This window comes from Agrococcus sp. Ld7, assembly GCF_045064095.1.
Lineage (GTDB): Bacteria > Actinomycetota > Actinomycetes > Actinomycetales > Microbacteriaceae > Agrococcus.
The window spans coordinates 1-22,312 of the sequence record NZ_JBISGY010000027.1; the positions used below are offsets into that span (position 1 = coordinate 1).

The following is a 22,312-nucleotide window of genomic DNA, read 5'->3' on the forward strand; positions in this document are numbered from 1 at the left end:
CCGCCCGCGCAACGCGCATCGATCCGACATTGCCGTCGTAGCAGCTCCAGAACACCTCGGGCCACGTCAGGCAGCCGTCGGCGTGCCCGACGACGGTGCGCAGTGCATCCGCCATGAGGCCCCGACCCTGCGCGTCCGGGTGCAACCAGAAGCCCACCTCGCTGACGTCGGCGCGCAGCCCCACGACTCCCGCGAGCTCGCCGCGGAGCGTCTCGCGGATCGCCCACACACGCTCATCGTGCTCACCGCGCCACCCGGCGGGCACGAAGTCGCGCACGAAGCCCTCACCATCGGCACGGGAGTACGGCCACGGCGTCTCGATCCAGCGTCTCGCCTGCTCGGTCGAGCAGGCTTCGACGACGCGGTCGATGTCGCTCGCCTGCAGCGCCGTGAGCACGACCTTCGCGCCCATGAGCGGCAGGGACGGGCCCGCCAGTGGCGTCACCGCAGACCCATCGCCTCGAGCGCGCGCGTCAGCGTCGCGTCGGCGACGGCCCTCGCCCGATCCGCGTTCACCGCGAGGAGCCGGTCGAGCTCCGCGGGATCGGCGAGCAGCTCGAGCGTGCGCTCGCGCACCGGCGCGAGCTCGGCGACCACCGCGTCGGCGACCTCGGTCTTGAAGACGCCGTAGCCCTGCCCGTCGAAGTGCGCCTCGAGGTCGGCGACGCTCGTGCCGGTCACCGCGCTCATGATGTCCAGCAGGTTCGTGACGCCGGGCTTCTCGGCGCGGTCGGCACGGATCGCGCCGTCCGTGTCGGTGACTGCGGAGCGGATCTTCTTGGCCGTCTTCGCGGGCTCGTCGAGCAGCCAGATGACGCCCTTGTCGTTGTCGGCCGACTTCGACATCTTCGACTGCGGGATCTGCAGGTCGTAGATGCGAGCGCCGTCGGCGAGGATCCGCGGCTTGGGGATCGTGAACGTGGCGCCGAAGCGCTTGTTGAAGCGCTCGCCCAGGTCGCGCGTGAGCTCGACGTGCTGCTTCTGGTCGTCGCCGACCGGTACGATCTCGGCGTCGTAGAGCAGGATGTCGGCCGCCATCAGGATCGGGTAGGTGAACAGCCCGACCGAGGCCGCCTCCTGCCCGCCCTTCGCCGTCTTGTCCTTGAACTGCGTCATCCGGCTGGCCTCGCCGAAGCCCGTGATCGTGCTCAGCAGCCACGCGAGCTGGGCGTGCGCCGCGACGTGCGACTGCACGTACAGGCAGGAGCGATCCGGGTCGATGCCGCCGGCGATGTACTGCGCGGCGAGCGTGCGCACCTGCTCGCGCAGCACCTGCGGGCTCTGCGGCACCGTGATCGCGTGCAGGTCGACGATCGAGAAGAACGCGTCGTGGTCCTCCTGCAGGCGGCGCCACTGCTGGAGGGCGCCGATGTAGTTGCCGAGGTGGAGCGAGCCCGAGGAGGGCTGCATCCCCGAGTAGAGGCGGGGGTGTGCCATGGATGTCTTCCTCAAGTGGGTGATCAGAGGTGGTAGTCGACGACCACCGGCGCGTGGTCCGACCAGCGGGTGTCGTACGAGGGGTACCGGTCGACGCGGTAGTCGCGGGCAACGGCAGCGAGCGCGGGCGAGGCCACGTGGTAGTCCAGGCGCCAGCCGGTGTCGTTGTCGAACGCCTTGCCGCGCTGCGACCACCAGGTGTAGGGGCCGTCGACATCCGGATGCGCGGCACGGCCGACGTCGACCCATCCGTGGCCGCGGCCCCGGACGCCGTCGACGCCGGTCACCATGCCGGTGCCGAAGAAGCGGTCGAAGTAGGAGCGCTCCTCCGGCAGGAAGCCGGACGAGCGCTGGTTGGCGCGCCAGTTCTTGATGTCGAGGCTCGTGTGGCCGACGTTGAGGTCGCCCATGAGCAGCACGTGCTCACAGTGGCGGCGCAGCTGCGGGAGGCGCTTCGCCATCGAGTCGAGGAAGCGGAACTTCTCATCCTGCTTCGCGGTGCCGACCTCGCCCGAGTGCACGTACGCCGAGACCACCGTCAGCAGCGTCTCGCCCACCAGGAAGTCGGCCTCCAGCCAGCGCCCCTTCGTGTCGAACGACCGCAGCCCGATGTCGGTGCGGTGCTCGATCGAGGGCTCTCGCGAGAGGATGGCGACACCGGCTCGACCCTTCGCGGTCGCCGGGTCGTGCAGCACGTGCCAGCCGGGCACGAGCGGTAGCAGATCCTCGTCCTGCGCCCGCACCTCCTGCAGCGCGACGATGTCGAAGCCGCCCTGCTCGAGCCAGTCGCCCATGCCCTTGCGGAACGCGGCGCGCACGCCGTTGACGTTGACGGTGGCGATGCGCAGCATGCCATCGAGCCTACCGATCCGCGCCGACGCCGACGCACCCGCGCATCCGCCTACCGGCTGCGCTTCGCCAGCCGCTTGTGCGCGCGCACCGCGTCGAGGCTGGGGCGCTTGCCCTCCTCCAGCTGCTGCAGCAGCGCCTCCGCCTGCTCGGGGGTCAGCGTGGCGTCGATGCCCCCGGTCTCGACGAGCCGCGTGTAGGCCCTGCCCGTGGGCGTGACGGCCACGAAGGCGAGCGCGAGCAGCAGGATCTGCATGATGAAGCCGAACCAGATGAGGATGATGACCGGGGCCGCGACGCTGCCGAGCAGCGGATTGTTCTCGACCGCGCGGAACAGCAGTGACGCGATCGCCTTCAGCCCCGCGAACGCGACCGCGCACGCGGCGGCCGCGGGCACGATGTACTTGGCGGGCAGTCGGAGCCGCCCCCCGAATCGGAACATCAGCAGCACGATCGTGGTGTCGAGCACGAGCTGCGAGCCGAAGCCGAGCAGCTGGGTCGTCCATCCGAGGCCGAGCCACTCGGCCAGGGCCTGCGTGACGACCAGCAGGCCTGCGGAGACCACGACGAGCAGACCGATGCCGATGGCGACGCCGAGGTCGCCGAGCTTCAGCAGCACCACGTTCGATGGCGGGGAGCCGAGCTCGAACATCGCGCGGAAGCCCTCCCGGCTCACGGCGATCCACGCGATCGCGGTGAACATGATCACCAGCGCACCGGCCGCACCGGCCCAGCCGGAGATCGAGATCGAGAGCAGCTCCTCCACGTCGAGCGCGCCCTCATCGCCCAGGAGCCCAGGAATGCTGGAGGAGATCGAGTCGATGACCGCGCGTCGCAGCTCCACGTTGCCGCCCAGCAGCGCGGTGAAGGCCGCGAAGGCCACGAACAGCGCCGCGAAGAGCGAGAGGAACGCCTGCAGCGTCATGCCCTGCGCGAGCACCGAGCCGCGCTCCTCCGAGTAGCGCTGCCATGCGCGCATCGGCCACGAGCGCTGGAGCCGCTCGATCAGCTGCTTCATCGCGATCCTCCCGAGTCCCGTGGCGGCGGCCGGGCACCTCAGCGTACTGTGACGGCATGAGCGACCTCGTAGGAGTCGGAGTCGGCCGAGGCATCTCGGTCGCGAGCGTGCTGACGATGCCGGAGCCGCTGGCGCCGCCCAGCGACGAGCCGCTCGCTGCTCCTGTCGATGCCGAGGCCGATCGGGTGCAGCTGGCGCTGCAGCAGGTCGCCGATGAGCTGCGCATGAGAGCGGCCGCCGCCGGTGGCGAGGCGCAAGAGGTGCTCGAGGCATCGGCACTCATGGCGCAGGACCCGGCGATCCTCGGCGATGTGCGCTCCCGGATGGAAGCGGGTGCCAACGCCGAGCGGGCCACATGGGATGCCTATGCCGCGTTCCGCGACATGCTCACCTCCATGGGCGGCTACATGGCGGAGCGCGCCACAGACCTCGACGACGTGAGCCAGCGGGTCGTGGCGCGCCTGCGCGGCGTGCCTGCCCCAGGGGTGCCCGAGTCGAGCGAGCCATTCGTGCTCGTGGCGCGCGACCTCGCACCCGCAGACACCGCCATGCTGGACCTCACGAAGACCGTCGCGCTCGTCACGCAGGACGGCGGCCCCACCTCGCACACCGCGATCCTCGCCCGCTCGAAGTCGCTGCCGGCGGTCGTTGGGGTCGTCGGCCTGCTCGACGCGGTCACCGACGGGCAGGTCGCGATCGTGGACGCGAAGGCCGGCACCGTCGTGCTCGACCCTGACGAGGCATCCGTCGCGGCTGCCCGGGCCGAGCGCGACAGCCGCGCGCGGGCGGCCTCTGCACCCATCACCGAGGGTGCGCTCGCCGACGGCACGAAGGTGCCGCTGATGGCGAACGTCGGCTCGGCCAAGGATGCGCCGGGTGCGGTCGAGCTCGGCGCGGAGGGTGTCGGGCTCTTCCGCACCGAGTTCCTCTTCCTTGATGCGACCTCCGCACCGACGGTCGAGGAGCAGACCGCGGCCTACGTCGCGGTGCTGGAGGCGTTCCCCGGCAAGAAGGTGGTGGTGCGCGTGCTCGATGCGGGTGCCGACAAGCCGCTCGCCTTCCTGAACGATGCCCATGAGGAGAATCCGGCGCTCGGCCTGCGCGGCATCCGTGCACTGCGAGCGAGCGAGCAGATCCTGCGAGACCAGCTGACGGCGCTCGCGAACGCGCAGGCAGCCACCGATGCCGAGCTGTACGTGATGGCGCCGATGATCGCCGACCGGGAGGAGACCGAGTACTTCGTCTCGCTCGGCAAGGAGCTCGGGCTCGAGCGGGTGGGCGCGATGGCGGAGGTGCCGTCGATCGCGGTCGTCGCAGACCAGGTGCTGGAGGTGGCCGACTTCGTCTCGATCGGCACGAACGACCTGACGCAGTACACGATGGCCGCCGACCGGCAGCTGGGCACGGTCTCTGCGATGCAGGATCCCTGGCACCCAGCGGTGCTGCGGCTCGTGAAGATGCTCGGGGATGCGGGCAGCTCGGCAGGCAAGCTCGTGGGCGTGTGCGGTGAGGCCGCTGCCGACCCGGCGCTGGCTGTCGTGCTGGTGGGGCTCGGCGTCACCTCGCTGTCGATGAGCGCCTCGGCAATCGCCGATGTGCGCGCCGAGCTGCTCACGGTCACGCTGGAGGAGGCGAAGCAGCGCGCCACTCGCGCACTCGCTGCCACGAGCGCGGCCGGCGCCCGCGAGGCTGCCGCCGGCTGACTCAGCGAACGACACGCGGCGTCGGAGTCTCGTGCGCGCGTCGAACCGGCTCAGCGCGTGCGGCCGGCCGCACGCGAGACCGCGGCGGCGAACGCTCTGGCGCGCTCCCGCTCGGCCTCGATGGGCTGCACGACCGTCTCGCGCGCCACCGCGCTCACCTGCCTGCGCAGCCGCCGACGCGCGCGCGAGCGACGTGCCGCGCCGACCGCGCCGCTGATCAGCGCACCGATCAGACCCAGCAGGATGCCCACGAGCACGCCGCCGATGAGGCCCACGAGCGGGATCGGCCAGCCGTCGAGCCAGGTCTCGGTGCCCTCGACCTGCGGGATCACCGGCGCCACCATGCCCCAGATCGGCAGCAGGATGGGCAGCAGCAGCCAGACTCCGCCGATCACCGCCACGATGAGCGCCAGCCACTGGATCCCTGCCAGCAGCGGCCACCACCAGGAGGCCCGTGCGCCGAGGTCGGTGCGGGCGACCGCACGGTCGAGCTCCGACGGCAGCGATTCCAGCGCATCCGCCGCGTGCTCGTGGATCGCGGCCGCCCAGCCATCGCCGAGACCCGCTGCCGCGGAGTCGGCGTAGGCGCGCACTGCGAGCCCGGCCTGCGCGCGCTGCGCCGCGCTCATCGGCGGCATGCCGGTGCGATGCACCTCCGCGTCACGTCCGCGATCCTGCCCGAAGGCGAGGTGCAGGCGACGCAGGGGATCGGGAGCGAACCGCAGCAGCCAGGAGGTGACGGGCCATCCCGTGACCTGACCGGCGCGCTTGCGGTAGGAGCCCGCGACCGCGCGCGCGACGGTGTCCACGTTCGCGGCACCCGCGAGGCCGCGCTCGAGCGCGTGGGTGTCGGCCCGCCGCACGGAGCCGGGAGCCCCGGCACCCTCCAGTCGATCTGCGATCGCGCGCACGTCGGCCTCCAGGCGCTGCGAGGCGGCCTTGCGCTCGATCGCGAAGCGGGCGATCAGTCGACGGAGCGCGTCGATGCCGGTGCCGTCCGTTGCCGAGACCGGCAGCACCTGCACCCGATCGAGACCGTCACCGCGCAGCAGCCCGCGCAGCGAGCCGACGACCTCGTCGACCTCGCCCGGCGCCAGACGGTCGACCTGATTCAGCACCGCGGCCGTGACCGCGGCGTGCGTGGCCAGCGGTGCGATGAAGTCGCGGTGGATGACGGCGTCGGCATACTTCTGCGGATCGACCACCCAGACCAGCACGTCCACCTGCCCGGCGAGCCGTTCGGCGATCGTGCGGTGCTCGAGCGCGACCGAGTCGAAGTCGGGCAGATCGATCAGGATGAGCGAGAGCTCCTGAGCCCGCCCGTCGCGGTCGGCGGCGAACGGCCGATCCATGATGCGCCGGTCGGAGACCTGCAGCCAGTCGAGCAGGGCGGATGCGCCGTGCGGGTTCCAGACCGCCGCAAGCGGCTCCGAGGTCGTGGGCCGGCGGACGTGCGTGCGCGCGACCGATTCGCCGGCCAGCGCGTTCAGGAGCGACGACTTGCCGGAGCCGGTCGCGCCGAAGAAGCCGACCACGGTGTGCTCGGATGAGAGCGCGCGACGCTCTCCCGCGCGATCCGCGACGCGCCGCGCCGCCTCCAGATCGTCCTCCGGCACGCGACCGGCGCCGAGCGCGGCAGCGTCGCCGAGCGCGCCGAGCAGCTGGTCGACGGTCGCAGCGCTCATCGCGTCTCCTCCCGCCAGCCGGGCTCGTCACGATGCGGTCCACGCGAGAGGTGGTCGTCGCCACCCTCACGCCCGGCACCGCGGTCAGCACGCTCCACCGCGGGCAGCGGCCCGGCGCCGGCTGGCAGCTCATGCACCTCGTTCGCCTCGCCGGGGAGCGGCGGCTCGAGTGCATCCTCCACGAGCTCGCCCTCCACCATGTCGCTCTTGAGCAGCGCACGACCCGCGGCGGGCTCGGCGCGCGTGCTCACGGCGGCCATCGCGCGCTCGAGCGCAGCGGCCGCGTCGCGCAGCTCGTCAGCGCTCGTGCCGGCCTCGACCGGGTCGAGCAGCGCATCCCAGCGGCTCGCCTCGGCCGCCATCAGGATCCGGACCCGAGCCTCGAGGTCGTCGCGCGCCTGGGCGGCCAGGCGGCGCACGGCGTCCTCGCCGAAGATGGTCTCGAGCAGCTTCTGCCCGACCACCGCCGAGCCTCCCGCGATGGCGATCTCGCCACCGGTCAGCCCGCCCGTGGAGGCGAACACGACCACCATGAGGGCGACCGTGATGACGTTGAGGCCGAGCGACATGACGCGCGCCTTCGTGCGCTTCCCAGCGGCCTGATCGGTGATCAGCTCGATGAGCCCCTGCTGCCAGTCGCGCACGAGCTTCGATGCGCGCTCGGTGAGGTCGACGGACGGATGCGCGAGGTCGGCCCCGTTCGTCAGCTGGCGACCGACGGCGCTCTGGCGCACCCGCGCCCACGCCTCCGACGCCGCGCGGCCGGCGGCGTCGACCATGACCGCGTGCAGGCCCGATTCGATCTCCCGTTCCACCTCGATGGCGGGGGCTGGCTTGCCCTGGAACCACGCGGTGACCTGGTCGCGGGTGCGCGAGAACCATGATTCGAGCGTGCGGAACACATCGGAGGTGCCGACGAAGTCCTGCCAGCGCGCGAGCACCTCGCCGCGCAGCAGCACGCCGTCTCGCGTGGCATCGCCCACCCGGTCGGCGGCATCGTCGTACAGCGCGCGAACGCTCTGGCGCAGGTCGTTCGCCACCACGAGCTGCTCCTCGCGCGCGGACGCGACGCTGCGCGCGGTCACGCCGAGGCGATCCACCGCACCGGCCAGCGTGCGGCCCGAGATCCGGGCGCGCTCGGCTCGGTTGCCGGCGATGGCGACCAGCCAGCTGCGGATGCCGGCGACCGCGGCGGCAGGGAGCATGCCCTGCTCGTCCAGGCGCGCCTCCGGCACGACGAACACGGGCGCGCTGCCGAGCCCGCGCTCACCCAGCATCTGCCGCAGATCGGCTTCGACCTCGGCCTCGGCGCCCGGGGGCACCCGATTCAGCACGACGCCGACCGTGATGTCACGCGCGGCGGCGTCATCCAGCAGCTTCCACGGCACCGCGTCGGCGTAGCGGTTCGCCGTGGTGGCGAACAGCCACAGGTCGGCGGCGGCGAGCAGCTGCGCGGCGAGCTGCCGGTTCTCGTCGGCGATCGAGTCGACGTCGGGCGCGTCGAGGATCGCGAGCTCGCGCGGCACGCGCTCGTCGGCGACGACCACCACCGAGCCGATCCGGGCGGCGTCGGGCTCCTCGCCCGCTCGGTTCGCCGGCGCCGTGCGCACGACGACCGTCACGCGCGCGAGGCCCGGCAGGATGCGCTTGGAGGCGAACCATGCGGCGTCCGCAGGGGAGTGCAGCAGGATCGGCTGCCGCGTGGTGGGGCGGATCACGCCCGTGCGCGTGACCGGCAGCCCGATGAGCGCGTTCACGAGCGTCGACTTGCCGGCCCCCGTCGAGCCGCCCACCACCGCGAGCAGCGGCGCATCGAGGTTGCTGAGGCGAGGCTGGATGTAGTCGTCGATCTGTCGCACGGCCGACCGGCGGGCGTCGCGCGCGGTGTCGGCGTCCGCGATCGCCAGCGGCAGCGCGACACCCTCCAGCGCGCCCCGCAGGGCGTCGAGTCGCTCGAGGGCGGTGATGGTCGCGTCGGTCACGCCGCCAGTCTGCCGCACGCGCCCGAACGCCCCCTGCCCGCCTCCGGTACGAACCGGTCGCGCGCGGGCTCCGGACGCGACACCTCGGTGCTGGAGCGCGCACCCGAGCGGGGGCTGCCACGCGCCTCCGGTACGCGATGGTCGCTCGCGGGCTCCCGGCGCGACACTTCCGTACCGGTCGGCGCTGGCCTCGAGGTGGGCGGGCAGCGGGCGGGCGCATCGCTCGCGGACGACGGAGGGCCGGCACCGCAGCGGTGCCGGCCCTCGAGGGAGTCGCAGCTAGAGCTTGACGCCCGTCATCATCGCCTGCTTGACCTCGGCGATCGCCTTGGTGACCTGGATGCCGCGCGGGCACGCATCCGTGCAGTTGAAGGTCGTGCGGCAGCGCCACACGCCCTCGCGGTCGTTGAGGATGTCGAGGCGCACCTGGGCCGCCTCGTCGCGCGAGTCGAAGATGAAGCGGTGCGCGTTCACGATCGCCGCGGGGCCGAAGTACTGGCCGTCGGTCCAGAACACCGGGCACGACGTGGTGCACGCGGCGCACAGGATGCACTTGGTCGTGTCGTCGAACCGCTCGCGCTGCGCGATCGTCTGGTGGCGCTCCTTCTCGGGCTTGCCGGTGGCCTGCAGGAAGGGCTGGATCTCGCGGAAGGAGTCGAAGAACGGCTCCATGTCGACGATCAGGTCCTTCTCGAGCGGCAGGCCCTTGATGGCCTCGACGTAGATCGGCTTCGACACGTCGAAGTCCTTCACGAGCGCCTTGCACGCGAGCCGGTTCTTGCCGTTGATGCGCATGGCGTCCGAGCCGCACACACCGTGCGCGCACGATCGACGGAAGGCGAGCGACGGGTCCTGCTCCCACTTGATGCGGTGCAGCGCGTCCAGGATGCGCTCGGTGGAGAGCATCTCGACGTCGTAGTCGACCCAGCGCGGCTCCTCGTCGACCTCGGGGTCGAAGCGGCGGATGATCACCGTCACCGGGAAGCTCTGCGGATCCTCGACGGGCTCGGCCCTGGCGGCCTCGCCGGTGGAACCGTTCGCGACCGCGTCGGCCGGGGCGGGGGTGCTCTCGCCCGCGCTCACGGCCTGCGAATCGGCGGTCGTGGCATCGGCGGCAGCCTTCGCCTGCGCGCTCGGGTCACCGGCCTCCGACGCGCCCTCGCTCCCGACGCTGTGCTCGTTCTTCTGCTCGCTCTCAGCCATCAGTACTTCCTCTCCTGCGGCTTGTAGTGCGTCATGCGCACGGGCTTCCACTCCAGCCGGATCTCCTGCGGCACGCCCGTGTCGCCCGCCGTCCGGTAGGCCATGGTGTGCTGCATGTAGTTCTCGTCATCGCGGGTGGGGAAGTCGTCGCGCATGTGCGCGCCGCGCGACTCCTTGCGATTGATCGCCGAGGCCACGACGATCTCGGCGAGGTCGAGCAGGAAGCCCAGCTCGACCGCCTCGAGCAGATCGGTGTTGAACCGGCGGCCGCGATCGTGGATGCGCACGTTCGGGTAGCGCTCGCGCAGCCCTGCGATGTCGGCGAGGGCGGTCTGCAGCGTCTCCTCGGTGCGGAACACCTGCGCGTTGCGATCCATCGTCTCCTGCAGCGCCTTGCGGATCTCGGCCACGTTCTCGGTGCCGTTGCCCTCGCGCAGCTGCGCGAGCAGCTTGACGACGCCGTCGGCGGCATCGGCGGGCAGATCGACGAAGTCGGCCGTCTGCGCGTACGCGACGGCGTTGTTGCCGGCGCGCTTGCCGAAGACGTTGATGTCGAGCAGCGAGTTCGTGCCGAGGCGGTTCGCGCCGTGCACCGAGACGCACGCGCACTCGCCCGCGGCGAAGAGCCCGGGGACGACGGTGTCGTTGTCGCTGAGCACCTGCGCGTCGTTGTTCGTCGGGATGCCGCCCATCGCGTAGTGCGCCGTCGGGTACACGGGCACGCGCTCCGTCACCGGGTCGACGCCCAGGTAGGTGCGCGCGAACTCGGTGATGTCGGGCAGCTTGGTCTCGAGCACCTCGGCGCCCAGGTGGGTGCAGTCGAGGTAGACGTAGTCCTTGTGCGGGCCGGCGCCGCGGCCGTCGAGCACCTCCTGCACCATCGACCGCGCCACGATGTCGCGCGGGGCGAGGTCCTTGATGGTCGGGGCGTAGCGCTCCATGAAGCGCTCGCCCGAGGCGTTGCGCAGGATCGCGCCCTCACCGCGAGCACCCTCGGTGAGGAGTATGCCGAGGCCCGCGAGGCCCGTCGGGTGGAACTGGTAGAACTCCATGTCCTCGAGCGGCAGTCCCTGGCGCCAGATGATGCCGACGCCATCGCCCGTGAGCGTGTGGGCGTTCGAGGTGGTCTTGTAGATCTTGCCGAACCCGCCGGTCGCGAACACGATCGACTTGCCCTGGAAGACGTGGATCTCACCCGTAGCCAGCTCGTACGCGACGATGCCGGAGACGCGCTTCACGCCGTCGACCTCTGCCATCACGAGGTCGAGCGCGTAGAACTCGTTGAAGAAGTTCACGCCGTGCTTGACGCAGTTCTGGTACAGCGTCTGCAGGATCATGTGACCGGTGCGGTCCGCGGCGTAGCAGGAGCGACGGACGGGCGCCTTGCCGTGATCGCGCGTGTGCCCGCCGAAGCGGCGCTGGTCGATCTTGCCGTCCTCCGTGCGGTTGAACGGCAGTCCCATGTTCTCGAGGTCGTAGATCGCATCGATCGCCTCGCGGGTCAGGATCTCCGCCGAGTCCTGGTCGGCCAGGTAGTCGCCACCCTTGATCGTGTCGTAGGTGTGCCACTCGTGGCTGTCCTCCTCCACGTTCGCCAGCGCTGCGGCCATGCCGCCCTGCGCAGCGCCGGTGTGCGAGCGCGTGGGATAGAGCTTCGTGATGACGGCGGTCGACGCCTTCGGCGCGGATTCGATCGCCGCTCGCATACCGGCACCACCGGCGCCCACGATGATGACGTCGAACCGGTGGTAGTGGATGCCGTCGGTGACGGAACTCTGGTCAGCCATGAATCTGGGGGTCTCCGAATCGTGGTTAGCGCTCTGCGCAGAACGACGGCAGCAGCGATGCGTCTGCGGTCGGAGGGCAGGGGTCGAACGTGAAGGTGATGAGCGTGCCGAGGATGATCAGGACCGCCGCGGCGATGCCGAGCGCCCAGAGCATGATCGAGCGCACGGCGGGCTTGTGCACGTAGTCGTTCACGATCGTGCGCATGCCGTTCGACCCGTGCAGGATCGCCAGCCACAGCATCGTGACGTCCCACACGCGCCAGAACGGATCAGCCAGTTTGCCGCCCACGAAGCCGAAGTCGATCGCGTGGATGCCGCCTGGGGTCCAGATGAGGTTGAACGCGAGGTGGCCGAAGATCAGCACCACCAGCACGACGCCGGAGGCGCGCATGAAGATCCAGCCGGCCTTCTCGAGGTTCGGGCCGCGACGGCGCTTCGAGCGCGCGGGGTAGGCGTAGTTCGGGCTCTCGATGGTGGCGCTCATCACTCGCCTCCCGTCATCGGGGCGAAGACGTTCGCGAGGTGGTTCGGCACGAAGTAGGCCATCAGCACCGCCACGAAGCCCAGCACAACCCAGAACAGCAGGCGCTGGTGCTTCGTCGCCCACGGCCACGCGTCGACCATGATGATGCGCAGGCCGTTCAGCGCATGCAGCACGACGGCACCGACGAGCACGACTTCGCCGAGCCCCATGATGGGGTTCTTGTAGGTCGCCATGACCGCGTTGTACGCCTCGGGGCTCACCCGGATGAGCGACGTGTCGAGCACGTGCACAAGCAGGAAGAAGTAGATCGCCACACCGGTGATCCTGTGCAGCACCCACGACCACATGCCCTCGTTGCCGCGATACAGCGTGCCGCTGAACGTGGTCCTCCGAGGTGCGGGGTCGGGGAGGGTCAGGCTGCTCGATGTCTCAGACACGCGCATTCCCTCCGTCGTTCGTCCGGATAGATTCCTCCATCTTAGGCCCGCGAGCCGCGCAGACCTGAACGTGCGCGCCCGGCGTCGCTGCGCCGCGACGCCGTCATAGGGAGCGCCCCGGCGTCCTGGCAGCGCGGTCGCCGCGCGCGGGCCCTCACATAGGCTCGGGGCGTGGCCACCATCGACGACTTCTACAGCATCATCCCGGCGGGCGGAGCGGGCTCACGGCTCTGGCCGCTCTCCCGGGCCGACGCGCCGAAGTTCCTGCACGACCTGACCGGCAGCGGCAAGACGCTGCTGCGCGCGACCTTCGACCGGCTCGCGCCGCTGACGGGCGAGGGCAGGACGCTGGTCGTGACCGGCCGCGCGCACCGCGCCGCCGTCGAGCTGCAGATCCCCGAGCTCGATGATGCGAACATCGTGCTCGAGGCGGATCCGCGCGACTCGACCGTGGCGATCGCGCTGGCAGCCGCGGTGCTCCGCAGGCGGGAGCCGGACGTGATCATCGGCTCCTTCGCCGCCGACCACGTGATCGCCGATGAGCGGGGCTTCCGGCGTGCGGTGACCGAGGCCGCCGCCGCCGCGCGGGCCGGCTACATCGCCACCATCGGCATCACGCCGACGGAGCCCGCGATCGGCTTCGGCTACATCCGCGCCGGCGAGGCGCTCGGCATCGACGGTGCCCCGCATGCCGCGGTGGTCGAGCAGTTCGTGGAGAAGCCGTCGGCGCAGGTCGCCAAGGGGTACCTCGAGGACGGCAGCTATCTCTGGAACGCCGGGATGTTCATCGCACGCGCCGATGTGCTCCTCGAGGAGCTCGCCCAGGAGGAGCCCGTCCTCGCGGCGCAGATCGAGGAGCTCGCGGCCGTGTGGGACGAGCCCGCCCGCCGCGGTCCCGCGGTCGACCGGGTGTGGCCGCAGCTGAAGCGGATCGCGATCGACTACGCGGTCGCGGAGCCGGCAGCTGCCCGCGGCCGCATGGTCGTCGTGCCGGGCGACTTCGACTGGGATGACGTGGGCGACTTCTCGGCGGTCGCGAAGCTGCACAACAACGGTCGCCGCGGCCGACTCGCGATCCTCGGATCCGCGGGCACGGTGCTCGCCGACTCCGCGAGCGGGATCGTGGTCTCGCAGTCGAAGCGCATCGTCTCGGTGGTGGGCATCCACGACGTCGTGATCGTCGACACCCCGGATGCGCTGCTCGTCACCACGACCGACAATGCGCAGCGCGTGAAGCAGGTCGTCGACGCCGTTCGCCGCTCCGGCAACACCGACGCGCTCTGATCCGCGCCGTGGTCGCCGGACGGTTACGATGGCGCCACCGCACGAAGGAGTCCGACTTGTCTCGCATGCTCGCCGTCCCCGCGCTCGCCGCGCTCGTCCTGGTCGCCGGCTGCAGCGCGCCGCCGCCCGCAGCCACCGACGGCGCCGTCGACCCCGGTGCCGAGCAGTCGCTCGAGTGCTCGCAGATGGTCACCAACTCCGGTGGGCTGAACGACCGCTCGTTCAACGAGACCAGCTGGGCCGGCATGGAGCGCGCGGAGGAGGAGCTGGGCGTGAGTGCCAACGTGCTGGTCTCGACCACCGAGAGCGACCTCGCGCCCAACGTGCAGGCGGCCGTCGACACGGGCTGCGGCTTCGTGCTCACCGTCGGCTACGAGCTGGCTGCCGCGACGCAGGAGCAGGCCACGGCCAACCCCGACGTGCAGTTCGCCATCGTCGACGAGATCGTCGAGGGCCCGAACGTGCGGCCGATCGTGTTCGACACGGCGCAGGCGGCCTACCTCGCCGGCTATGTCGCGGCATCCGTCTCCGAGAGCGGCATCGTCGCCACCTTCGGCGGCGGCAATCAGCCGCCGGTCACGCTCTTCATGGATGGCTTCGCCGCTGGCATCGAGGGCTTCAACGAGGCGAAGGGCGCGTCGGTGCGCCTGCTCGGCTGGGATCCGGAGGACCAGGACGGCACCTTCACCGGTGATTTCGAGAACGTGAGCCTCGGGCAGTCGCAGACGCAGGCCTTCATCTCGCAGGGGGCCGACGTGATCCTGCCCGTCGCCGGGCAGGTCGGGGAGGGCGCCTTCCGGGCCTCGCTCGATTCCGGCAGCGAGGCGCTCATCATCTGGGTGGACAACGACGGCTACGACACCCTGCCGGCGGAGTTCCGGCCGCTCCTGCTCACGAGCATCCTGAAGAACACCGAGGACGCGGTGGTCGCCGCGGTCGGCGACGCCGTCGACGGCACGATCTCCGACGAACCCATCATCGGCACGCTCGAGAACGGGGGCGTTGACATCGCGCCGTTCCACGACCTGGAGACTCGCATCTCCGAGGAGACGATGGCTGAGCTCGACGCGCTCCGGCAGCAGATCGTCGACGGCGAGATCACGATCGAGTCCCCCTCCAGCCCGCAAAGCTGAGGCGGTTTGCAACGATTGGGTTGCGGTGCCCCGCGATCGCCCCAAGGGCGCGGCGCGCCGCCGTATGCTCAAGCCATCATTCGCTCCGCCGCGTCGCGGCGAGCATCCTGTGCACTGGAGGATCCCTTGAGGAAGTTCACACGTTCCGCCGCCCGAGGCGGCGCTCTCGCGATCGGCGCAGCGCTGCTGCTCGCCGGTTGCTCCGCTGCTCCCGAGGCACCGACGGGCTCGGAGCCCGCCGCCGAGGAGCCCACGGTCGACATCGTTCCCTGCATCGTCTCCGACGAGGGTGGTTTCGATGACCGCTCGTTCAACCAGCTCGGCGCCGAGGGCCTGCGTGCGGCAGCTGAGGGCTTGGGTGTCGAGGCCATCGAGGTCGAGTCCTCGTCGCCGTCCGACTACGCCCCGAACCTCGACAGCGTCATCGCGCAGGGCTGCAACATGGTCGTGTCCGTGGGATTCTCGCTCGCGGAGGCGACGGGTGCGGCCGCTGAGGCGAACCCCGACGTGAACTTCGCCATCATCGACGACAACTCGATCGAGGCAGAGAACGTCAAGCCGATCGTCTACAACACGGCTGAGGCTGCGTTCCTCGCCGGCTACGCCGCCGCCTCCCACTCGGAGACGGGCAAGATCGCGACCTGGGGCGGCATTCCGATCCCGCCGGTGACGATCTTCATGGATGGATTCGTGCAGGGCGCGGAGTACTTCAACGAGCAGAACGACGCCGACGTCGAGGTGCTCGGCTGGGACGTCGAGGCGCAGGAAGGCTCCTTCACCGGTGGCTTCGCGGCCGGCGTCGAGGCCAAGTCGATGGCGCAGACCTTCATCGATCAGGGTGCGGACGTGCTGCTGCCCGTCGGCGGCCCGATCTTCCTCTCGGCCATCGAGGCGATCCGCGACGCAGGTGACGACTCCGGCATCGTGATGATCGGTGTGGACGCCGATCTGTATGAGACCTCGCCCGAGAACGGCGATCTCTTCCTCACGTCGATCCTCAAGGGCATGGCGACCGGTGTGCAGACCGTGGTCGAGCAGGCTGCGGCCGGCGAGTTCACGAACGAGCCCTACGTGGGCACGCTCGAGAACGACGGCGTGGGCATCGCACCGTTCCACGACTTCGAGGGCGAGGTCGACGGTGAGCTGCAGGCGCAGCTCGACGAGATCCGCGCCGGCATCATCGCTGGCGACATCGCTGTCGAGTCGCCCGCCAGCCCGTAGTTCCGGGCAGCATTCGCGGGTGGGGGTCGGCTGCGGCCGGCCCCCACCCTCATGCGCGGTAGCGGGCGCGCGAGCGAGGATCGCTCAAAACCAGTTAGATTCACGTACGCCGTCGGCGTCGTCGGAGGAGGACACATGACTCTCGAGCATCCAACCCTCGAGCTTCGTGGCATCACGAAGCGCTTCGGAGCGCTCACCGCGAACGATCACATCGATCTTGTGGTCAACGCGGGCGAGATCCACTGCCTCCTGGGCGAGAACGGCGCGGGCAAGTCCACGCTCATGAACGTGCTCTACGGCCTGTACCGGGCCGAGGAGGGCGAGATCCTGCTGGGCGGCGAGGTGCAGCACTTCGCGGGCCCCGGCGACGCGATGCGCGCCGGCATCGGCATGGTCCACCAGCACTTCATGCTCATCCCCGTCTTCACCGTGGCCGAGAACGTGCTGCTCGGGCATGAGAAGGCGCTCGGCGGCCTGAGCGGCGCGAAGGAGAAGGTGCGCGAGATCTCGCAGCGCTTCGGCTTCCACGTCGACCCGGACGCGAAGATCGAGGATCTCCCGGTTGGCGTGCAGCAGCGCGTCGAGATCATCAAGGCGCTCTCGCAGGACGCGAAGGTGCTGGTCTTCGACGAGCCCACCGCCGTGCTCACGCCGCAGGAGACCGACGAGCTCATGGCGATCATGCAGCAGCTGCGCGATGAGGGCACCGCGATCGTGTTCATCACGCACAAGTTGCGCGAGGTGCGGGCGATCGCCGACCGCATCACCGTCATCCGGCTCGGCAAGGTCGTCGGCGAGGCGAGTCCAGAGTCGTCGAGCACCGAGCTCGCGTCGATGATGGTCGGCCGTCCGGTCGAGCTCACGGTGCAGAAGCAGCCGCCCGTGCGCACCGACAACCAGCTCGAGGTCGCAGGGCTGACGGTGCTCGACTCGATCGGCCAGAAGGTGGTGAACGACGTCTCGTTCACCGTGCGGGGCGGCGAGGTGCTGTGCATCGCCGGCGTGCAGGGCAACGGCCAGACCGAGCTCACCGAGGCGATCCTGGGCCTGCAGCCAAAGGCCACGGGCTCGATCAGCCTGAACGGCACCGAGCTGGTCGGCAAGTCCGTGCGCCAGGTGCTCGACTCCGGTGTCGGCTTCGTGCCGGAGGATCGGAAGGTCGACGGACTGGTCGGCGAGTTCTCGATCGCCGAGAACCTCATGCTCGACCGCTACTCGGGTGCTCCGTTCGTCTCCGGCGGCACGGTCAACCGCGGCGATCGCGACGCGTTCGCGACTGAGCAGCTCGAGGCCTTCGACATCCGCGCGCAGGGCATCGACTCGCACGTCGGCACACTCTCGGGCGGCAACCAGCAGAAGGTCGTGCTCGCGCGCGAGCTCGGGAGGTCGCTGGCACTGTTCGTCGCCTCCCAGCCCACGCGCGGGCTCGACGTCGGCTCGATCGAGTTCGTCCACAGCCAGATCATCGCCACGCGCGACGCGGGCATTCCGGTCATCGTCGTCTCGACCGAGCTCGATGAGGTCGTCGGGCTCGCCGACCGCATCGCGGTCATGTACCGCGGTGGCGTGATCGGCATCGTGCCGGCAGACACCAGTCGCGACACGCTCGGCCTCATGATGGCCGGCGAGCGGCAGACCCAGCATGCAGAAGGAGCCGCAGCGTGAACGATCAGCCGCGCGACGCCGATGACCCGATCGAGCCGGAGGGGCAGCCCCGCACCGGCGGCTCGCCAGACTCCGGCGAGACCCCGGGCACCGTCCACGCCCCCACGGAGACGAAGGTCGACACGCGCGTCGTGGCGCCACCGACCGACGACCGTCAGGTCGACGACGACGACCCCTGGAACAGCGCGTTCCGGCGCATCATGAGCGGCAACCTCGTCATGGCGCTGCTGGCGATCGTGACCTCGCTCCTGGTGGGCGGCATCCTGATCGCGTTCACCGACGAGCGCGTGCAGCAGACCGCCGGCTACTTCTTCGCCCGCCCCGGCGACATGCTCGGAGCCATCTGGGACTCGGTGTTCGGCGCCTACTCGGCCCTGTTCCAGGGCTCGATCCTCAACTTCTCGCGCGCGGACGCCGGCTTCGCGCAGCTCATCAAGCCGCTCACCGACACGCTGAACTTCGCCACGCCGCTCATCGCCGCCGGCCTCGGCGTCGCGATCGCGTTCCGCGTCGGCCTGTTCAACATCGGCGGCCGCGGCCAGATGCTGTGGGCTGCAGCCGCCGCCAGCTGGGTGGGCTTCTCGTTCGCGCTGCCGCCCGTGCTGCACGTGCTGGTCGCCATCGCCGTCGGCATCGTCGCGGGGGCCATCTGGGGCGGCGTCGCGGGCGCGCTGAAGGCCTACACCGGAGCGCACGAGGTGATCGTGACGATCATGCTGAACTTCGTCGCGCTGTGGTTCATCACCTGGATGCTGCGCACTCCCGGCCTGCTGCAGAACCCGGGCAGCAACAACCCCATCTCGCCCCGCATGCCGGAGAGCGCGATCCTGCCGTCGATGTTTGGGCCACCGTTCTCGCTGCACTGGGGCTTCGTGCTCTCGGTCGCCGCGGTGATCTTCTGCGCCTGGCTCATCAACCGCTCGAACCTCGGGTTCCAGTTCCGCGCCGTCGGGTACAACCCGCACGCCGCGCTGAACGCCGGCATGAACGTGAAGCGCATCACGATGCTCGCGATGGTGTTCGCGGGCGGCTTCATGGGCCTCGCGGGCGCCCAGCAGGTGACCGGCTCGGTCACCACGGGCTTCACCTCGGGCATTGACGCGGGCATCGGCTTCGACGCCATCACGGTCGCGCTGCTCGGCGGCTCGACGCCGTGGGGCACCTTCTTCGCCGGCCTCCTGTTCGGCGCCTTCAAGGCGGGCGGCTTCCGCATGCAGGCGGCGGAGGGCGTACCGATCGACATCATCCTCGTGGTGCAGTCGTTCATCGTGCTGTTCATCGCCGCGCCGCCGCTCGTGCGCGCCATGTTCGGCCTGCCGCAGCCCGGCAAGAAGTCGCGCAGGCAGCGCCGCGATGAGGCCGCGCTCAAGACCATGACGGAGCAGAAGGGTGGTCGGGCATGAGCACGCAGCAGCCGGTCGACACAGCGGCGAAGCCCGCCGAGAGGATCGAGCTCGAGCGCGCGGTCGTCAGGCACTGGAAGGCACCGATCTCCTACGCGGTCGTGACCGTGGTGGCACTGCTGCTGATGGTGATCATCGGCCGCGACGGCAATGCGACGCTGCGACTCGCCTCCGGAGGCGACCTGTTCGCCCTGCCTGACGCGGTGATGCCCGCGCGCCCCACCGGCATCGTCGTCGTCCTGCTGCTCGCCGGCCTGACGGCTCTGTCGTTCTGGGCCACGGCGACCGTGCGCAAGCTCGGCATCTGGCTGCCGATCGTCTTCGGCCTCGTGTTCATCATCGGCTTCCTCAGCTGGGCGGGTGCCGGGGCCATGATCCCCATCCCCGGGCTGCTGTTCGCCACCATCGGGCTCTCCGTGCCGCTGATCTTCGGCGCCATGGGCGGCGTGATCTCGGAGCGCGCGGGCGTGGTCAACATCGCCATCGAGGCGCAGCTGCTCGGCGGCGCGTTCACCGGCGCGGTGGTCGCCTCGGCGACCGGCGTCACGATGCTCGGCGTCGCCGCCGCGATGCTCGCCGGTGTGCTGGTGTCGATGGTGCTCGCGGTGTTCGCGATCCGGTACTACGTCGAGCAGGTGATCGTCGGCGTGGTGCTCAATGTGCTGGTCGCGGGCCTGACGAACTTCTTCTACTCGTCGGTGCTCACCGACACCCCCGCGCTCAACAGCCCTGCGCGGCTGCCGAAGATCCCGATCCCGCTGCTGGAGAGCATCCCGCTCATCGGCCCCGCGCTGTTCAAGCAGTCGCTCATCGTGTACGCGATGTACATCGTCGTGCCGCTCATCGCCTGGGGCCTGTTCCGCACCACCTGGGGCCTGCGACTGCGCGCCATCGGCGAGCACCCGCTGGCCGCCGACACGGTCGGCATCAAGGTGACCAGGCTGCGCTTCTGGAACGTCTCGCTCGCGGGAGCCGTCGCGGGCCTCGGCGGCGCGTACTTCACGCTCGACTCGAACGGCTCGTTCACGCGCGAGATGACGGCCGGGCTCGGCTACATCGCGCTCGCTGCCGTCATCTTCGGCCAGTGGCACCCGATCAAGGCGACACTCGCGGCGCTGCTGTTCGGCTTCGCCTCTGCCCTGCAGCAGACGCTCGGTGCGATCGGCTCGCCGGTGCCGAGCGAGTTCATGCTCATGCTCCCGTACGTCATCACGATCCTGGCGGTCGCCGGGTTCATCGGGCGCTCACGGGCGCCCGCGGCCAGCGGCAAGCCGTACATCAAGCAATGACGGCGCCCGTGGACGAGATCGACTGGGCGGGGCTGCACGCGCACGCCGTCGCGGCGGCGGCGAAGGCCTACGCCCCCTACTCGGGGTTCCCGGTCGGCGCTGCGGCACTCGTCGACGACGGCCGCATCGTCTCCGGCGCCAACATCGAGAACGCCGCCTACGGCGTCACCCTGTGCGCGGAGTGCTCGCTCGTGAGCGAGATGGTGATGGGCGGCGGCGGCAAGCTCGTGGCCTTCGCCTGCGTCAACGGCGCGGGCGAGCGGCTCATGCCGTGCGGGCGCTGCCGGCAGCTGCTGTCGGAGCACGCCGCTCCCGGCATGCTGCTCGACACCGTGCGCGGCATCCGCACCATGGCAGAGGTGCTGCCGGACGCCTTCGGACCGGCCGAGCTGGTGGACTATGCAGAGCAGCGAAGGAGCAAGACGTGACTGAAGCATTCGACGCCGTCGACATCATCCGAGCCAAGCGCGACAGGCAGCCGCTCTCGACCGAGCAGATCGGCTGGCTCATCGACGCCTACACGCGCGGCTACGTGGACGACCCGCAGATGGCGGCGCTCGCGATGGCGATCCTGCTCAACGGCATGGAGCGGCGCGAGATCCACGACCTCACCATGGCGATGATCGCGTCGGGCGAGCGCATGGACTTCTCGTCGCTCGACGCGCCCACGGTCGACAAGCACTCCACCGGCGGCGTCGGCGACAAGATCACGCTGCCCCTCATGCCGCTCGTCGCCGCGTTCGGCGCCGCGGTGCCGCAGCTGTCGGGCCGCGGTCTCGGTCACACGGGCGGCACGCTCGACAAGCTGGAATCGATCCCCGGCTGGCGCGCCGACCTCACGAACGACGAGATGCTCGAGCAGCTCCGCACCGTCGGTGGCGTCGTGTGCGCCGCGGGTGCGGGCCTCGCGCCCGCGGACAAGCGGCTGTACGCGCTGCGCGACATCACGGGCACCGTCGAGGCGATCCCGCTCATCGCGTCGTCGATCATGTCGAAGAAGATCGCCGAGGGCACGGGCGCGCTCGTGCTGGACGTGAAGTTCGGCTCCGGCGCCTTCATGCGGGAGTTCGAGAAGGCACGCGAGCTCGCGCACACCATGGTCGAGCTCGGCCGCGACGCCGGCGTCGAGACGCGCGCGCTGCTGACCACGATGGACACGCCGCTCGGACTCGCGATCGGCAACGCGAACGAGGTGCGCGAGTCGGTCGAGGTGCTTGCCGGCGGAGGACCGGCGGACGTCGTCGAGCTGACCGTCGCGCTGGCGCGCGAGATGCTCGACGCGGTGGGCAAGGGCGATGCCGACGTCGAGGCGGCGCTGGCGGACGGTCGCGCGATGGATGTCTGGCGCAAGTTCGTGATCGCGCAGGACGGCGATCCCGATGCCCCGCTCCCGGACCCGAACGAGACCCACACCGTGGTCGCTGAGACCGACGGCGTGCTCGTGCGCCAGGAGGCGCTGCCGTTCGGCATCGCCGCGTGGCGGCTCGGGGCGGGCCGTGCCAGGGCGAGCGACCCGGTCGTGCACGCCGCTGGCATCGATCTGCACGTCAAGCCCGGCGATGCCGTGCGCACGGGCGATCCCCTCTGGACGATCTCGGCAGACGATGCTGCGCGCATCCCGCGGGCGCTCGAGGCGCTCGAGGGCGCGTGGGAGCTCGCCGCCCCCGGCACGGATGTCGAGGTGCCGTCGATCGTGCGCGAGCGCATCGCCTGACATCGCCGTCGACCCGGT

The 22,312-nt window shown here is 70.5% G+C and carries 19 protein-coding genes; 9 read left to right on the forward strand and 10 right to left on the reverse strand.

Annotated features, from left to right (window positions below; genetic code table 11):
* The 4 genes from ACJJVL_RS06215 to ACJJVL_RS06230 all read right to left on the reverse strand — a co-directional run.
* On the reverse strand, window positions 1-445 hold a 445-nt coding region (locus tag ACJJVL_RS06215; RefSeq protein ID WP_405217519.1), incomplete at its 3' end, for a GNAT family N-acetyltransferase.
* A complete protein-coding gene (gene trpS, locus ACJJVL_RS06220; protein WP_405217520.1) occupies window positions 442-1,437 on the reverse strand; it encodes a tryptophan--tRNA ligase in 996 nt (331 codons plus the stop codon). The genes trpS and ACJJVL_RS06215, both read right to left, overlap by 4 nt.
* Before the next feature lie 23 nt (window positions 1,438-1,460).
* Entirely contained in the window at window positions 1,461-2,288 is an 828-nt protein-coding gene (locus tag ACJJVL_RS06225; RefSeq protein ID WP_405217521.1) for an exodeoxyribonuclease III, read from the reverse strand.
* A gap of 50 nt (window positions 2,289-2,338) precedes the next feature.
* A complete protein-coding gene (locus ACJJVL_RS06230; protein WP_405217522.1) occupies window positions 2,339-3,304 on the reverse strand; it encodes a YihY/virulence factor BrkB family protein in 966 nt (321 codons plus the stop codon).
* A gap of 56 nt (window positions 3,305-3,360) precedes the next feature.
* Between ACJJVL_RS06230 and ptsP the strand changes: the two genes are divergently transcribed.
* Window positions 3,361-5,007, forward strand: a complete 1,647-nt coding sequence (ptsP, locus tag ACJJVL_RS06235; protein WP_405217523.1) for a phosphoenolpyruvate--protein phosphotransferase — start codon at window positions 3,361-3,363, stop codon at window positions 5,005-5,007.
* Window positions 5,008-5,057: 50 nt separating this feature from the next.
* Here ptsP and ACJJVL_RS06240 read toward each other — a convergent pair whose 3' ends face one another.
* From ACJJVL_RS06240 to sdhC, 6 genes are all read right to left on the reverse strand, one after another.
* Complete coding sequence (locus ACJJVL_RS06240; RefSeq protein ID WP_405217524.1) at window positions 5,058-6,692, reverse strand: GTPase family protein; 1,635 nt, start codon at window positions 6,690-6,692, stop codon at window positions 5,058-5,060.
* Entirely contained in the window at window positions 6,689-8,674 is a 1,986-nt protein-coding gene (locus tag ACJJVL_RS06245) for a dynamin family protein (RefSeq protein ID WP_405217526.1), read from the reverse strand. The genes ACJJVL_RS06240 and ACJJVL_RS06245 overlap by 4 nt, the downstream gene beginning before the upstream one ends.
* A gap of 279 nt (window positions 8,675-8,953) precedes the next feature.
* Complete coding sequence (locus tag ACJJVL_RS06250; protein ID WP_405217917.1) at window positions 8,954-9,757, reverse strand: succinate dehydrogenase iron-sulfur subunit; 804 nt, start codon at window positions 9,755-9,757, stop codon at window positions 8,954-8,956.
* A 119-nt stretch (window positions 9,758-9,876) separates the two neighbouring features.
* Complete coding sequence (gene sdhA, locus ACJJVL_RS06255; protein WP_405217527.1) at window positions 9,877-11,664, reverse strand: succinate dehydrogenase flavoprotein subunit; 1,788 nt, start codon at window positions 11,662-11,664, stop codon at window positions 9,877-9,879.
* Window positions 11,665-11,689: 25 nt separating this feature from the next.
* Complete coding sequence (locus ACJJVL_RS06260) at window positions 11,690-12,148, reverse strand: succinate dehydrogenase hydrophobic membrane anchor subunit (RefSeq protein WP_405217528.1); 459 nt, start codon at window positions 12,146-12,148, stop codon at window positions 11,690-11,692.
* The gene (gene sdhC / locus ACJJVL_RS06265; RefSeq protein WP_405217919.1) at window positions 12,148-12,495 is read right to left on the reverse strand and encodes a succinate dehydrogenase, cytochrome b556 subunit; all 348 of its coding nucleotides are present in this window, start codon (window positions 12,493-12,495) and stop codon (window positions 12,148-12,150) included. The genes ACJJVL_RS06260 and sdhC overlap by 1 nt, the downstream gene beginning before the upstream one ends.
* 261 nt (window positions 12,496-12,756) lie before the next feature.
* On the opposite strand from sdhC, the gene ACJJVL_RS06270 reads away from it, so the two are divergent.
* From ACJJVL_RS06270 to ACJJVL_RS06305, 8 genes are all read left to right on the forward strand, one after another.
* Window positions 12,757-13,869, forward strand: coding sequence for a mannose-1-phosphate guanylyltransferase (locus ACJJVL_RS06270; protein WP_405217529.1), 1,113 nt, complete (start codon window positions 12,757-12,759; stop codon window positions 13,867-13,869).
* 65 nt (window positions 13,870-13,934) lie between these two features.
* Window positions 13,935-15,002, forward strand: a complete 1,068-nt coding sequence (locus tag ACJJVL_RS06275) for a BMP family protein (protein WP_405217921.1) — start codon at window positions 13,935-13,937, stop codon at window positions 15,000-15,002.
* A 126-nt stretch (window positions 15,003-15,128) separates the two neighbouring features.
* The gene (locus tag ACJJVL_RS06280; protein ID WP_405217531.1) at window positions 15,129-16,223 is read left to right on the forward strand and encodes a BMP family protein; all 1,095 of its coding nucleotides are present in this window, start codon (window positions 15,129-15,131) and stop codon (window positions 16,221-16,223) included.
* 135 nt (window positions 16,224-16,358) lie between these two features.
* The gene (locus ACJJVL_RS06285) at window positions 16,359-17,888 is read left to right on the forward strand and encodes an ABC transporter ATP-binding protein (protein WP_405217533.1); all 1,530 of its coding nucleotides are present in this window, start codon (window positions 16,359-16,361) and stop codon (window positions 17,886-17,888) included.
* Entirely contained in the window at window positions 17,885-19,291 is a 1,407-nt protein-coding gene (locus ACJJVL_RS06290; protein WP_405217534.1) for an ABC transporter permease, read from the forward strand. Before ACJJVL_RS06285 ends, ACJJVL_RS06290 begins: the two co-directional genes overlap by 4 nt.
* Window positions 19,288-20,580: an ABC transporter permease gene (locus ACJJVL_RS06295; RefSeq protein WP_405217536.1), complete on the forward strand. Its 1,293-nt coding sequence runs from the start codon at window positions 19,288-19,290 to the stop codon at window positions 20,578-20,580. The genes ACJJVL_RS06290 and ACJJVL_RS06295 overlap by 4 nt, the downstream gene beginning before the upstream one ends.
* Entirely contained in the window at window positions 20,577-21,008 is a 432-nt protein-coding gene (locus tag ACJJVL_RS06300; protein ID WP_405217538.1) for a cytidine deaminase, read from the forward strand. Before ACJJVL_RS06295 ends, ACJJVL_RS06300 begins: the two co-directional genes overlap by 4 nt.
* Entirely contained in the window at window positions 21,005-22,294 is a 1,290-nt protein-coding gene (locus ACJJVL_RS06305) for a thymidine phosphorylase (protein WP_405217539.1), read from the forward strand. Before ACJJVL_RS06300 ends, ACJJVL_RS06305 begins: the two co-directional genes overlap by 4 nt.
* Window positions 22,295-22,312: the final 18 nt, after the last annotated feature.

Excerpts from the sequence above, each read along its gene's own strand:
- ACJJVL_RS06275 (WP_405217921.1), top strand. The coding sequence starts at position 13,935 with ATGCTCGCCGTCCCCGCGCTCGCCGCGCTCGTCCTGGTCGCCGGCTGC.
- ptsP (WP_405217523.1), top strand. The coding sequence starts at position 3,361 with ATGAGCGACCTCGTAGGAGTCGGAGTCGGCCGAGGCATCTCGGTCGCG.
- trpS (WP_405217520.1), bottom strand. The coding sequence starts at position 1,437 with ATGGCACACCCCCGCCTCTACTCGGGGATGCAGCCCTCCTCGGGCTCG.
- sdhA (WP_405217527.1), bottom strand. The coding sequence starts at position 11,664 with ATGGCTGACCAGAGTTCCGTCACCGACGGCATCCACTACCACCGGTTC.
- sdhC (WP_405217919.1), bottom strand. The coding sequence starts at position 12,495 with ATGTGGTCGTGGGTGCTGCACAGGATCACCGGTGTGGCGATCTACTTC.
- ACJJVL_RS06285 (WP_405217533.1), top strand. The coding sequence starts at position 16,359 with ATGACTCTCGAGCATCCAACCCTCGAGCTTCGTGGCATCACGAAGCGC.
- ACJJVL_RS06230 (WP_405217522.1), bottom strand. The coding sequence starts at position 3,304 with ATGAAGCAGCTGATCGAGCGGCTCCAGCGCTCGTGGCCGATGCGCGCA.
- ACJJVL_RS06225 (WP_405217521.1), bottom strand. The coding sequence starts at position 2,288 with ATGCTGCGCATCGCCACCGTCAACGTCAACGGCGTGCGCGCCGCGTTC.
- ACJJVL_RS06240 (WP_405217524.1), bottom strand. The coding sequence starts at position 6,692 with ATGAGCGCTGCGACCGTCGACCAGCTGCTCGGCGCGCTCGGCGACGCT.
- ACJJVL_RS06300 (WP_405217538.1), top strand. The coding sequence starts at position 20,577 with ATGACGGCGCCCGTGGACGAGATCGACTGGGCGGGGCTGCACGCGCAC.
- ACJJVL_RS06295 (WP_405217536.1), top strand. The coding sequence starts at position 19,288 with ATGAGCACGCAGCAGCCGGTCGACACAGCGGCGAAGCCCGCCGAGAGG.
- ACJJVL_RS06260 (WP_405217528.1), bottom strand. The coding sequence starts at position 12,148 with ATGAGCGCCACCATCGAGAGCCCGAACTACGCCTACCCCGCGCGCTCG.